The 13292-nt window shown below is 64.3% G+C and carries 12 protein-coding genes; 2 read left to right on the top strand and 10 right to left on the bottom strand.

The window, feature by feature from the left end:
- Positions 1 to 9 precede the first annotated feature (9 nt).
- Both HGI30_RS01815 and HGI30_RS01810 read right to left on the bottom strand, forming a co-directional pair.
- Positions 10 to 576 (bottom strand): DUF420 domain-containing protein, encoded by a 567-nt coding sequence (locus HGI30_RS01815; RefSeq protein ID WP_235680286.1) that lies wholly within the window; start codon positions 574 to 576, stop codon positions 10 to 12.
- Positions 577 to 710: 134 nt separating this feature from the next.
- Positions 711 to 1556, bottom strand: a complete 846-nt coding sequence (locus HGI30_RS01810) for a methyltransferase domain-containing protein (protein WP_168906128.1) — start codon at positions 1554 to 1556, stop codon at positions 711 to 713.
- 219 nt (positions 1557 to 1775) lie between these two features.
- On the opposite strand from HGI30_RS01810, the gene HGI30_RS01805 reads away from it, so the two are divergent.
- Complete coding sequence (locus tag HGI30_RS01805; RefSeq protein WP_168906127.1) at positions 1776 to 3722, top strand: beta-N-acetylhexosaminidase; 1947 nt, start codon at positions 1776 to 1778, stop codon at positions 3720 to 3722.
- A gap of 968 nt (positions 3723 to 4690) precedes the next feature.
- Here HGI30_RS01805 and HGI30_RS01800 read toward each other — a convergent pair.
- From HGI30_RS01800 to HGI30_RS01785, 4 genes are all read right to left on the bottom strand, one after another.
- Complete coding sequence (locus HGI30_RS01800) at positions 4691 to 5410, bottom strand: transcriptional regulator (protein ID WP_235680285.1); 720 nt, start codon at positions 5408 to 5410, stop codon at positions 4691 to 4693.
- Positions 5411 to 5632: 222 nt separating this feature from the next.
- Positions 5633 to 6277 (bottom strand): peptide-methionine (S)-S-oxide reductase MsrA, encoded by a 645-nt coding sequence (locus HGI30_RS01795; RefSeq protein WP_168906126.1) that lies wholly within the window; start codon positions 6275 to 6277, stop codon positions 5633 to 5635.
- A gap of 217 nt (positions 6278 to 6494) precedes the next feature.
- Positions 6495 to 6971, bottom strand: a complete 477-nt coding sequence (locus HGI30_RS01790) for a GyrI-like domain-containing protein (protein ID WP_168906125.1) — start codon at positions 6969 to 6971, stop codon at positions 6495 to 6497.
- Positions 6972 to 6993: 22 nt separating this feature from the next.
- Positions 6994 to 7473 (bottom strand): hypothetical protein, encoded by a 480-nt coding sequence (locus tag HGI30_RS01785; protein ID WP_168906124.1) that lies wholly within the window; start codon positions 7471 to 7473, stop codon positions 6994 to 6996.
- Positions 7474 to 7554: 81 nt separating this feature from the next.
- On the opposite strand from HGI30_RS01785, the gene HGI30_RS01780 reads away from it, so the two are divergent.
- Positions 7555 to 8523, top strand: coding sequence for a helix-turn-helix transcriptional regulator (locus HGI30_RS01780; protein ID WP_328805220.1), 969 nt, complete (start codon positions 7555 to 7557; stop codon positions 8521 to 8523).
- 2 nt (positions 8524 to 8525) lie between these two features.
- Here HGI30_RS01780 and HGI30_RS01775 read toward each other — a convergent pair whose 3' ends face one another.
- The 4 genes from HGI30_RS01775 to HGI30_RS01760 form a co-directional block, all read right to left on the bottom strand.
- Entirely contained in the window at positions 8526 to 9356 is an 831-nt protein-coding gene (locus HGI30_RS01775) for an energy-coupling factor transporter transmembrane component T family protein (RefSeq protein ID WP_168906122.1), read from the bottom strand.
- On the bottom strand, positions 9353 to 11059 hold the full coding sequence (locus tag HGI30_RS01770; protein WP_168909664.1) for an ABC transporter ATP-binding protein: 1707 nt from the start codon (positions 11057 to 11059) through the stop codon (positions 9353 to 9355). Before HGI30_RS01770 ends, HGI30_RS01775 begins: the two co-directional genes overlap by 4 nt.
- A 276-nt stretch (positions 11060 to 11335) precedes the next feature.
- Positions 11336 to 11893, bottom strand: coding sequence for an ECF-type riboflavin transporter substrate-binding protein (locus HGI30_RS01765; RefSeq protein WP_168906121.1), 558 nt, complete (start codon positions 11891 to 11893; stop codon positions 11336 to 11338).
- A gap of 34 nt (positions 11894 to 11927) precedes the next feature.
- On the bottom strand, positions 11928 to 13286 hold the full coding sequence (locus HGI30_RS01760; RefSeq protein ID WP_168906120.1) for an LLM class flavin-dependent oxidoreductase: 1359 nt from the start codon (positions 13284 to 13286) through the stop codon (positions 11928 to 11930).
- Between the last annotated feature and the right edge of the window lie 6 nt (positions 13287 to 13292).

Genomic DNA, 13292 nt, shown 5'->3' with positions numbered 1-13292 from the left:
GCGTATGGCTCAGCCGCTCACATAATAAGGCGCCATGAACAGATACACGATGACGCCGGTGAAGCTGACGTACAGCCAGATCGGCATCGCCCAGCGCACGATGCGCTTGTGCTTCTGCACCTGCATCGTCCAGCCCCAGACGAGCGCGAACAGCGCCAGCGGCACGATGACCGCCGCCAGGAAGCTGTGCGTGATGAGGATCGTGAAGTAGATCGGCCGCACGATGCCTTCGCCGCCGAACTTTGCCGTCTCGGGGGACAGGTAGTGGAACGTCAGGTACGTCACCAGGAACAGCAGCGTCGACGAGAACGCCGCCAGGATGAAGCCCTTGTGCAGCTTGATGTTCTTGCGCAGGATCGACACCAGCGCGGCCACGAGGAAGATGAAGGTGAAGCTGTTGAGGATGGCGTTGATGCGCGGCAGGACAGTGATGTCCCAGCCGACGCTGCCCTTGTAGCCGATCGGCCCGAAGAACAGCGCCAGAATGATGGCGTTCGCCACCAAGGAAATGCCGATGATCCAGGCCGTGAAATTGCGGCCGGATGTCGGCTGGATGGAATTCGGAGACTCGTTCAAGGCGGATGATCCTCCTTCTCGCATTGCCTGTTGATACTTTCATTATAGGCAACGGCATGTCCTTCATGTGTGACAACACGTTGAATCTTGCCCGTTCCGGCCGCCGCAGCGCCGAACCGCAGCCGTCCCGAGGCTCAGACGGCCGTCATCACCCAGCTGTCCATCGCCTCCATCCGTTGGCCGGAAGAGACGCATGCGGCGAGCAGGCCAAGCTGCGACTCCAGCAGCTCGCGGCTCTTGCGGGGGAGGCCTTCCAGCCGGGGCAGCTCCTCGGCCAGCGGCCCCAGCGCCAGGTCGACCTCCCAGCCTCCGTCCTGAAGGCCGCCAGCCGGGAGGACCGCGTCCCCGGATACGCTCCATCCGGCGGCTTTCGCGATCCGTGTGATGTCCGCTGGGGCGAGCAGCGTGCGGACGTTCGCTTCGCTGCCCGTCTTGAAGCACTCGGCCTGCGCCTGCACGAGCACGGCCAGCAGATGCGGCAGCTGCCCGATCCGGCTGATGCGCGGGTCCCATTCGGCGAAGCAGAGCCGGCGGCCCCACCGCCGCGCGCGGACGAGCAGCCGCTCCAGCTGCTCCGGCGACTGCAGGTACCAGGAGCTATGGGAGAAGACGATGTCGTCGAAGGCACGGTCCCCAAAGTCCACTTCGTCCCGCAGCACGTCGAGGCCGAACTCCACCCGCACCGGACCGCCGATTCGAGACTGCTGCAGCCTTGCCGCCGCCTCGCCTACAGTCATCGGCGCTCCGTAGCCGGGCGGCGCGATATCAACCCCGTGCACGAAGCCGGACGGACCGACCAGGCAAGCGAGCACCGCGGTCGTGTCTCCTTGCCCGCATCCGATTTCCAGCACGCGCGCGCCCTCCCGGATGGCCCAGAACTCCGCCAGCCTCATGCGATGCGCGGTCTGGACCCGCTGCACCTCGGCCAGCCTTCCCTCCAGCCCGAGGCTGTCCAGGATCGTTTCCAGCATGCCGTCCATTCATTGTCCTCCTCGTCTGCGTGGCTGCCGCAGCATTTCTCCCAGCTTATCCTTTGCCGGCACACGACGCAATCTCCCGCGATTTGGCCCCCTATTTCGTTGATTTCTCACCGTTCAGCAGCGGGCTGCCATCCGGTACAATGAAGGACAGGATCATGGAGCCCGCGCCGGCGGCGCAAGCGGCCGTGCGGCGACGGAGGGCATAGGGGGCAAGCGACGATGGATACGACATGGAGATGGATCGGAGAGCTCGGCGAGGTGGAGGCCGGACTGCGCGAGCTGACGGATGGACTCGGGCTGGGATGGAAGACGGAGATCGGCGGAGACAGCGCTGCCGACGGCCGGAACGTAACGGTCCGCGTCGAGCGTGGCGGCGAAGGCTTGGCGGCCGGCTATGGCGACGGACAGGCATGGATCCGCTATGAGCGCAAGCATCAGTTTTTCCGCGCGTTTTCGCTGCTGCTGGAGAAGGGCGTGCAGGGCGAAGCATGGGAGCTGGAGGAGAAGCAGCGGATCGGCACGGTCGGGCCGATGTTCGACCTGTCGCGCAACGGCGTGCTCACGCTGGAGGCTTGGCGCGACCTGCTGCGCCGGATGGCGCTCATGGGGCTGAACAGCGTCATGCTGTACATGGAGGATACGTACGAGATTCCAGGCGAGCCGTATTTCGGCTATATGCGCGGACGCTATAGCGAGCAGGAGCTGCGGGCGATCGACGACTACGCGGACCTTTTCGGCATCGAGGCGTTCCCGAGCATCCAGACGCTCGCCCATCTGGAGGAGTTCCTCAAGTGGGAGCCGGTCAAAGGCTACAAAGACACCAAAGGCGCGCTGCTCGCCGATGACGAGCGCGTGATGGAGCTGGTCGAGCGGATGATCGAGCGGGCGACGGCTCCGTTCCGCAGCCGCAAGATCCACATCGGCATGGACGAGGCGGAGGAGGTCGGACGCGGCAAGCATCTGGACCTGCACGGCTTCGCCGGCCGCTTCCCGATCATCGCCGGGCATTTGCAGGCGGTGCTGGACATCGTGCGCCGGCGCGGCCTGGCCCCGATGATGTGGAGCGATATGTTCCTCAAGCTCGCTTCCGCGAATGGAGCGGAGCATTTCGACCGGAACACGGTCATCCCCGAGGAGATGGCCCGCCACATTCCGTCCGACGTGGACATGGTGTACTGGGATTACAATCACTTCGAGCCGGAGCACTACGAGGCGCAGCTCGGCAAGCACCGTCCGCTCGGCTGCCGCGTCGTGTTCGCGGGCGGCGTCTGGGTATTCAACACGTTCGGCGTCAACTACGGCCTGTCGCTGGCGGCGACCGAAGCGGCGCTGCTCGCCTGCAAGGCCGAGGGTGTGGACGAGGTGTACGCGACGATGTGGGGCGACGACGGCATGGAAAGCAATCCGTTCATCGCGCTGCTCGGCCTGCAATACTACGCGGAGCAAGCCTACTGCGACGGCAAGCCGGAATGGAGCCGGGTCGAGGCCCGCACGCTGGCCTGCACGGGTACCGAGGCGGCGTCGTTCCTGCTGCTCAGCGGCCTCGACGAGACGCCCGGCGCGGAGCCGGGCAACCGCAAGCAGACCAATCCGTCCAAGTTCCTGCTGTACCAGGACGTGCTGCTCGGCCTGTTCGACCGCCAGATCGCCGGCCTGGAGCTGGACGCGCACTATGCGGAGCTGGAGGCGCAGATCGCCTCGTCGCGGCGGCCGGGCACGGCGCTCGATCCGCTGTTCGAGGTGCCGGAGCGGCTGTGCAGCGCGCTGCGCTGGAAAAGCCAGGCCGGACTGAAACTCAAGGCCGCCTACGATGCAGACGACCGCGCGGAGCTGGAGCGGCTCGCGTCGGAGCTGCTGCCGCGCATCGCCGAGTCGGTGCGGGCGCTGCGCGAGGCGCATCGGCGCCAGTGGCTGTCGATGTTCAAGCCTTTCGGCTGGGAGGTGCTGGACATCCGCTACGGCGGCGTGCTGACGCGTCTCGACACGGCCGCGATGCGCCTGCGCGACTACCTCGATGGCCACGCGGACCGGCTCGAGGAGCTGGAGCAGGAGCGGCTGCCGTACAGCAGCGTGAACCTGGAGCAGGGCGGCAGCGTCGGCTGGTGCAGCTACTACTACCGCATGGCCAGCCCGAACGTGTTCTACCACGTGCAGAATCCTTTCTGAGCCGGAGCCGACTCTTCGTGAAGACCGAACGAAACCGGATGCCCGCTTCTGCCTTTACGGCGGAGCGGGCTTTTTTCCATTTGGACGAGCACGCCGAATTTCTGAAAACGAGAGCTTTCGTCCCGCTGAACGGCGTTTCCGTCTGCTCGCGCAGCGTTCGATTCACCCATGCAACCTCCGCAGACCCGCGCCGCGCGCGATTCATGATCTCCGCCTTCCCCACCGTCACGGCATCCCCCACGCTAACGACGGCAGAAACGCTTAGATGCCCATTTTTCGCACTCTCGAAAAGCTAACGACGTGTCAGACGCTTCCAGCAGCCAATCGCCTCCTTTTGCTCGCTTTTCCTCACCTTTGGTGCGGCTAAGCGTCCTACGCGTCGTTAGAATTTCAGTGCGACCCATTTCGGCCTTCTAACGGTCTGATTCGTCGTTAGTCCTTCGGCTAAGGAGCATTCCGACGAGCGGCAGCCCCCACTCAGCGTCGTCGGCAAGAGGCGCGCTTTCAACACTCTATTCCCGCCACAAATGCGGTCGCACCCCCTACATCCCGGTTCATACCAACGCGTAGCAGCCCCAATTCGTTCAGTACCAACGCGTAGCAGCCTCCAATTCGTTCAGTACCAACGCGGCGCCTTTAGCAGCTTTCCCAGCGCCCCGCCAACAAATCGCTTCCCCCAACGTCCTTCGTGCTCCCTCAAACGTTACTTTTCTTCCTAAATGAAGCGCTTCATGGACCATACCATTCCTCCCCGCGCTAACGACTATGAAACCCGCGGAGGCGTAGGAGACGCTGGCCAGATGCTCTGCATGCAACTCCTCCCCCACGCTAACGACGGCTGAAACGCTTAGAAGCCCCTTTTCCGTACTCTCGAAAAGCTAACGACGCGTCAGACGCTTCCAGCAGCCAATCGCCTCCTTTTGCTCGCTTTTCCTCGCCTTTGGACCGGCTAAGCTTCCCACGCGTCGTTAAAATTCCTGGCCTCCCGATTTTGGCCTGCTAACGATTTGACTCGTCGCCAGCCCTTCGGCAAGGGAGCGTTCCGACAGGCCATACAACCGATAGCGCATCTTTCCGCTGACGATGCTCAGGTAGCCCCCATCGACCATCTTTCCCAGCAGCTTTCGTGTATGAGATTCGGATGCCATAAGATGTTCGGACAGCTCTATAGCTGAAAAAGGAACCATCTGCCGATACGCATACCGGAGAATCTCGGCCTCTTGCCAGTTCAGCTTCCGAGATACGCTCATTGCAACAAATTTGCCGACAAAGGCGAGCACCAGCTGCTGGCAGCGCTTCGGCTCCTCCTGGATCGACGGATAGGCGACCGGAAGGACCATCCAGCTGTCTATCGATAGATAGCTATGCCTCCAGCTCAAGTCCTTGAAGCGGCGCACATCCAGATCCCGGGCGTGAGGACCGTACCCCTGGATTTCGAACGCGCTTCTTCCGCCGGCCGGGGGCAGGTATGCCAGGTCAATGTATCGGCAGCCTCCACCCATGTCGCGGACTTCCCACTCCGGATGCAGGTGCTGGAACCCTCCGATGGCCGGGAACCATGCTCTTCGCAGAAATTCTTCCGTGCCATGTCCAAGTCCTGCTGCCAGCCGTTCCTTGCGCCGGACATTCTCCTCCCGCTGTACCTCCTCCTCCAGCCATGCCGTGTACGCTTGCTTGAAGTCTGCCATCCTCGTCTCCTCCTCGTTCGTTCCCGATAAAAAGCAAAACGCCGCCCCGCGCGCTCCCGGAAACGGGAACGAACGGAGGCGGCGTGTGCTTCACGGCCCTATTCATGCTATAGCTCCAGTATAGCGGGATGACAGGGCTTGGCAAGAGGCGGCGGGATCCTGCGGCTATGCCCCCGCCAGCAACCGTAGCTGGCGTTAGCTGTCGCGAGCGCGGCCGCCGCGCTACCAGCGGATGCTGCGCACGGCGGCAGCGAGCTCGCGCCGGCGCTCCGGAGCTTCGCCGGTCCACCGCTCCAGCTCGTCCAGCAGCGCGGAGCGGTTGGCGAAGCCCTTGGCCAGCCCGTTCAGACGGCAAGCCAGCCGGGAGCTTTCCGCCTCTGCGTGGGACGGGAACAGGCCGAGCAGCTTTTCCCAGGCATCGGGATAGCGCTTGAGGTAGTACTTCTGATGCCGTTCCTCCGCAGGGAAGAACGGTCCCAGCTCCCTGATCTCCGTATCCGGCTCCGGCAGTCCCGCCAGGCGCCGCTCCTCCAGCCAAGCCTCGATCGCCTCGAGCTGCTCCGGCTCGGTCCAATGGAGTATCGACTGGTACTGCCGCCCCTTGTAACCGTTCGTGTTGGCCGGATCATGATGCTCCCGGAACAGCCGCAGCAGCTCCCCGTACGAAACAACCGCCGCGTCATAACGGACGAGCACCGTCTCCGAATGATCGCCCATCTCGCGGTACGTCGGCGCCTCCGCGGCGCCGCCGGCGTAGCCGGTTTGCGTGGCGAGCACGCCTTCCCGCGCGCCGAACAGCGCCTCCGGACTCCAGAAGCAGCCCATCGAAAAAGCCGCCGTCCGCCATCCGGCTTCCTGGTCAGGCATTCGTTCTCTCTCCTTTCGCGCTCCCTCTCCCAGCTCTTCCCCTCTCCGGGGCTCCTCCAAACCTGGCCGCAGCCGTTGTCTCCGGAGCATCCGACCTCCTCCGCCCCGATCAACAGCGCCAACGACGCGGGGCGAAGGCATGGGCAAGGCATGATCGGCAAAAAGAGCAGGGGGCGCCCTCTGCTCTTCTTCCTTCGTTCCTTGCGTCACGACGGACCTATCTCTTCACCACAGGCACCCAGAATTCCCCGTAGAACGTGCCGTCGCCGCTATCTTCGCGATAGGTCGCATTGGGCCCGCCGACGTAAGCATAATCCGTGACCTGAGCCAGCACCTCGCCAAAAGCGCGGTAAGTCAGCTCATCGAACAGCGTTTCCTTGTCGCCGCTTCCTGCGACGACGATATACTCGCTCTCCGGGAATTCAATGATGCGCGTTGCATCCGGCACGGACCTGCCGGCTTCTACCGCAAAATAATTCCATGCCGTTCCGCGATAAACCTCGTTGACCGACCATTCGCGATCGTTTTTCGCAGCTTCCTTGAGCTTGCTGAAACGCCCGTCTGTCTTCAGCTTGTCCCAAAACTCGGCTTTTTCCTTGTGCATTGCCTGCCGATCCTGAACCTTGGATTGAATCGAAAAGCCATATGCGGTCAAGGTGAACGATTTCTTGAACTCCAGAGCATAAGCTGCCATGTCCGTGCTCCTTTCCTTGAAATCAGCTAGGATTTTTTTGGCTGCGAAGCCACATTTCGCCGTAAAACCCTCCCGCTCCATCTGCTCTGACGAAGGTTGAATTTCCTGGGCCGACATAGCTGTATTCTGGTATTTGGTTCAGCAAGCCCCCGAAGACTTTGCCTGTGATCTCGTCGGCAAGGCGCTCCTTGTCGGCGCCCGTGCCGGGCACGACGATGTAATCGCCGGCGAGGAAGTCGAGGACGACGGCGCCTTCCACATCGAACTCGCCCATGACGCCGAAGCCGCGCCAAGCTTGGCCGTCGAGAACGTAGTTGATCTGATGCTCTTGTCCGTCCGAGAGCGCCAGAAGCTCGGCCAGCTTGCCGTTTTCCGTGATCTCCGCTTTTTTCGCCGCCGTCTTCGCCGCATTGCCGGCCCAATCCTTATAGTCTCCAAGCGCAACGCCGTAAGCCGTCATCTTGTAATTTTCCGAGATGGTTTGGATGGAATACTCCTTCATCTGCTTCAGCTCCTTGATCGAATTTGCCTTGCTAGACTTAGGCTAATTCCAAAGTGTATCAAAACATGATACCTTTTCATCATGAAGAAAACAGAGCGAGTCAATTTAATTATGCGATACATTAACAACCGCGCGCACTTTACGATCGCCGAGATTCAAAAGGAATTCAAGATTTCCCGCTCGACTGCGATCCGCGACATCAACGAGATTCAGTCGCTCGGCTTTCCGCTGACGACCGAGCTGGGACGCGGCGGCGGGTATCATGTGCTGCAAAACCAGTACCTGCCGGCCGCCCGGTTCACGCCGGAGGAGCTGAAGGCGATCTTCATCAGCTTCATCGCTTCAAAAAATTCGCAGCTCCCCTATCTCCACAATCGCCGCTCCATCACGGAAAAGCTCATCGGGATCGCGTCGCAAGCCCAGCAAGACGAGCTGCTCGAGCTCAACCATATCCTGCTGTTTGAAAATACGAATCCGGCCCATCCGCAGCTGCTGGAGCTCGACGATGCGGCGCCCCCGGAGCTGAACCAGCTCATTTCGCTTGCCGTGCGGGACCGGCATCTGCGCGTGAAGTATGAGCTGATCCCCGGCTGGCCGCAGCTGCTGGACGTTTATTTGCTGCATATCTTCAACTCAAACGCGCAGTGGCTGGTCGAGGCCTACGAGTTCGAAACGGACGAATTCCGTTACTTGCCTGTCGACATGCTGAGGGATTCCGAGATTTCCGAGCAAGAGATGAAGTGCTCCGAGCAAGAAATCCGAATCAAGAAGCGCCTTCGCGCGCAGGATGCCAATCTGGTCGTAAAGCTGGATGCGACCGGAATCCAGCGCTTCAAGCGCCTGCATCCGCCGGGAATCATCCTGTCCTTCACCGGGATGTTCCAATCGAGCGGAATCTTCCAGGTCCAGCTGGACGTCAGCGATGGGGAAGCACTGGCGTACTATGCCGATTGGCTGTTGTTCCTAGGGAAGGGGGTTCAGTTCGAGCGGATTCCGGACGAGCTGCGCTTGATCTTGGAAGAGCGTCTGACGAGCCTGAGGGAGCTCTGAAATCACGCGAACGGATTGTAAAAGCGCGAGCCGTCCGCGAACGTCAGCCAGAGCGACACGCCTGCGAGCAGGACCACGAACGCGATTGCCGCGATGTCGGCGGCGCGCAGCGGCCTGGCGCTGTACCAGGTGCGCTTCGGCCCTTGGCCGAAGCCGCGCAGCTCCATCGCGGCGCTGACCGTCTCGATCCGCTGCACGCTCGTCAGGATGAGCGGCAGCAGGATGCCGGCCATGTGGCGCGCTCGTTTGGCCAGCTTCTCCTTGCGGGAGATGTCGAGGCCGCGCGCCTGCGCCGCGAAGCGGATGTTCTGGAAGTCGCGCTGGATGTCCGGGATGTAGCGCATCGCGATCGACACCGAGCAGGCGATCCGGTAGCTGACGCCGACCCGGTTCAGCGACGAGGCGAACTCGCCGGGATCGGTCGTCAGGATGAACAGCAGCGCCATCGGAATGACGGCCAGGTACTTGAGCGCCACGTTGAGCTGGTAGAACAGCTGCTCCTCCGTCACCCACCAGCGCCCCGCCAGATGCAGCAGGTCATGCCGCGTGCCGTAGATCCGGACGCCTTCCAGCGGCGAGAACAGGAAGATCGCGGCATGGTTCATCAGGAAGAAGGCCAGGATGAGCGTCAGCACGAACGAGAACTCCCGGAAGCGGACGCGCGAGACGCGGAACGCGATCAGGCCGAGCACGAGCAGCGCGAGCAGCACCCGGGTATCGTAGGTCATCATGGCGGTGACGGACCAGATGGCGAAAACGACCAGCTTGGCCGCGCCCGACAGCCGGTGGATCGGCGAGTCTTGCCCGGTATAGGCGATCAGCTTGGCCTTCATCTTCGCCTCGCCTCCCGGTCGCGGCGGATGAACCGGGCGACGAATTCCGCCGGCGGCACGATGCCCGCGCGCTCGGCCAGCCGCTGCAGCGACGTCTCGCGCAGGCTCGCCCGGCGCACGAGCTCCGCATCGGTCAGCACAGCCGCAGGGGTCGCGTCCGCCAGCACCCGTCCGCCCTCGACGACGACGGTCCGCTCGGCATACTCCATCATCAGGTGCATGTCATGCGTAATGACGAGGATGCTTGTTCCCCGATGCTTGAGCTGCAGCACGAACTCCATCATCTCGGTGTAATGGCGGTAGTCCTGCCCGGCCGTCGGCTCGTCCAGCAGCAGGATACCGGGACCCAGCGCGAGGATGGAGGCGATCGTCGCCCGCTTCTTCTGGCCGTAGCTGAGCGCCGAGATCGGCCAGCTGCGGAACGGATGGAGGCCGCAGATGCGCAGCGTCTCCAGCACGCGCTCCCGCGCCTCGCCCTCCGGCACGCCGCGCAGACGCAGCCCGAGCGCGACTTCGTCGTAGAGCAGCGTCTTGGACAGCATATGGTTCGGATTCTGCATGACGTAGCCGATCCGCTCCGAGCGCTCCTGGATCGTGTCGCCCGCCAGGTCGCGCCCCCGGTGAAGGATGCGCCCGGCGGTCGGCCGGCAAAAGCCGCAGATGAGCCGCGCCAGCGTCGACTTGCCCGCACCGTTGGTCCCCGCGACGGCCAGCAGCTCGCCCTCCCCGAGCCGCAGCGTCAGCCCGTTCAGCACCGCCGGACCTTCCCCGTCATAGGCGAAATGCACGTCCTCCAGCTCCAGCACGGGCGGACGGGGAGCCGCCGGAGGGTCGGACGATGCCGCCCCGTGCCAGACGAGCAGCCGCTCGCGAATGTCCGCGAGCTCCAGCCGTTCGAGGCTCTCCGGATGCAGCTCCGGCGAGATCGCGCAGCCCGCATGCCGCAGCGCGGTCACATACAGCGGCTCGCGCAAGCCCGCCTCGGCCAGCAGCGGCGAGCTGAGCAGCTCCGCCGGCGGCAGGTCGGCCGCGATCCGGCCGTCGACGATGAGGACGATGCGGTCGACCGGGCGATGAAGCACCTCCTCCAGCCGATGCTCGACGATGACGATCGTCTTGCCCGTCTCGCGGTGGATGGCGTCGATCCGCTCCACCGCCTGCCGTCCGGCCTCGGGGTCGAGACTGGCCAGCGGCTCGTCGAACAGCAGCACCGGCGTGTCGCTCACGAGCACGCCCGCCATCGAGACGCGCTGCTTCTGGCCGCCCGACAGCGTCTGCGGCGACGCGCCCAGCTGCGCCTCCATGCCGACGGCGCGCGCGGCTTGCCGCACCTGCTCCTTCATTTGCGCCTGCGGCACGGCGCGGTTCTCCAGCTCGAAGGCGATGTCCTCGCCGACCGTCATCCCGACGAACTGCCCGTCGGAATCCTGCAGCACCGTGCCGATGAGCCTCGACAGCTCCCGGATGCCGAGCCCCGCCAGCTCCCGGCCGCAGACGCGCGCCCGGCCCGTCATCTCGCCGGGATGCACATGCGGCGCGAGGCCGTTCAGGCAATGGGCAAGCGTGCTTTTGCCCGAGCCGGACGGGCCGACGATCAGCACCTTCTCGCCTGCGGCGATCGTCAGACGGAGATCATGCAGCGTCGGCTCCTGCTGGGACCGGTACTGGAAGCCGAAGCCATCCAACTCGATGGCCGGCGGCATGGTTGCGGCAGGGATTCCGCTTGCGGAGCGGCCTGCCGCTGACGGTGGCGCATCCGGCTCGATCAGGGATGGCCCGGGGTGGCTGCCGGCTTCGCCGGCAGAGCGGCCTGCTGCCCACGGCTTCGCGTCCAGCCCGCTGCCGCCCGCATGCGGAGCCGCCTTGTCCATGCGTACGTTCATGATGATAGCCTCCTCCGAAAAAGCAGCGAAGCCGGCGCAGCGCGCCGGCCCCTTGCTTGTCTGAATGGAAATCAGGAATCCCGAGCCTCCGGAGCTTTACAGCTCCCGCGTCAGGCTGCCTTGTGGGGTGCGGGTCTTGGCGTAGGCCGCCAAGAGCAGCGAGCCGAGGACCGCGACCGTCACGATGTTGGACAGGCCCGCGACGAGCCCTTGCGTGAACACCTTGTTCACCGGCTCGGCGTAGATGACGATGTCCAGCACCGGCGCGGCCACGAACCAGGCGGCCGCATTGGCGACGATCTGGTAGAGGTTGAAGCGGATGAGCTCCTTCGTGCCGAACTCCCCGTCCCGCACGTCGATCTTGCGCGAAGCCAGGCCGATGATGAGGCCGACAAGCGCGGAGCCGACGACCCAGCTGAACCAAGGCGCTCCGTAGAAGATCGCATCCTTGAGCGTGTGCCCGATCAGGCCGGTCAACAGGCCCGCGAGCGGTCCGTACAGCACCGCGAACAGCGCAAGCAGCACGTAGGTCGTCTCGATGTTCGTGTCCGGAATACCGGACGGGATCGAGCCGAACCTTCCCAGCACGACGAACAGCGCCGCGCCGATGCCGACGGCGACGACTTGCTCCACCGAGCTCGCTTTTCTAGCCATCGTTCATTCCCCCTATTTTCCCCATATCGCGAAGCTAAGCCCCGCTCGGCGCAGGCGCATCCGCCTGCCGAGCCCGCCGGGCGGCGGCATGTCGGTTCTCCGGCACCGGCAGGCCGAGGTTGCCGCGCAGCGTATCCGCCTCGTACTCGTGGCGGAACAAGCCTCGCGCTTGCAGGATCGGCACGACATGATCGATGAAGTCCTCCAGCGCGCGCGGCACGCTCGACCCGATCATGAACCCGTCCGCCGCGCCCGCCTCGAACCACGCCTGCATGCGGTCCGCGACCTGCTCCGGCGTGCCGATGAACGACGGCCGAGGCGTCGCCGCCTGCAGCGCCGCCTGGCGCAGCGTCAGCCCCTGCTCGCGGGCCGCCGCCTTGATGCGGTCGGTCGTGCTGCGGAAGCTGTTCTGGCCGAGCTCCCCGAGCTCCGGGAACGGAGCGTCGAGCTCGTACTGCGAGAAGTCGTGATGCTCGAAAAAGCGGCCCAGATAGAGCAGCGCGTCCTCGGCCGAGACGAGCGCCGCCGCCTCGCGGTACTTGCGCTCGGCCTCCTCCTCGGTGGCGCCGACGATCGGCCCGATGCCCGGGAAGACGAGCAGATCGTCCGGGTTGCGGCCGAATGCGGCCGCGCGCTTCTTGACGTCCGCATAGAAAGCGGCCGCCTCCTCCAGCGTCTCGTGGCCGGCGAAGATCGCATCGGCCTCGCTCGCCGCGTAGTCCCGACCGACCTCGGAGGCGCCGGCCTGGAACAGCACCGGATGCCCCTGCGGGGAACGGGAGACGTTCAGCGGCCCCTTGACGGAGAAGAACTCGCCCTCGTGGTTCAGCTCATGCAGCCGGCTGCGGTCGAAGTAGACGCCCCGCTCCTTGTCGCGCGGGAACGCGTCGTCCTCCCACGAGTCCCACAGCCCCCGCACGACGTCCAGATGCTCCTTGGCGATGCGGTAGCGCTCGTCATGCTCGGGGTGCCGCTTGGGGCCGAAGTTGAGCGCGGAGCCCTCGAGCGGCGAGGTGACGATGTTCCAGCCGGCGCGGCCGCCGCTGATCTTGTCGAGCGAGCCGAACTGCCTCGCCACCGTGAACGGCTCGCTGTACGACGTCGAGAGCGTGCCGACGAGGCCGATCCGCCCGCTGGCGGCGGCGAGCGCGCTCAGGATCGTGAGCGGCTCGAAGCGGTCGAGGAAGTGCGGGATCGACTTTTCGTTGATGTACAGCCCGTCGGCCACGAACACGAGGTCGAACCGGCCCTCCTCCGCCTTGCGCGTCCACTCCCGGTACAGCTTGAAATTCGTGCTCGCATCCGCCTGGATGTCGGGATGCCGCCATAGCGACGTGCTGCTGCCGACGCCGTGGAGCATCGCCCCCAGGCGCAGCTGTCTGCGCTTGCCCATCTTGGA

The organism is Paenibacillus albicereus, from assembly GCF_012676905.1.
Lineage (GTDB): Bacteria > Bacillota > Bacilli > Paenibacillales > Paenibacillaceae > Paenibacillus_O > Paenibacillus_O albicereus.
This window is presented reverse-complemented; position numbering and strand designations above follow the sequence as displayed.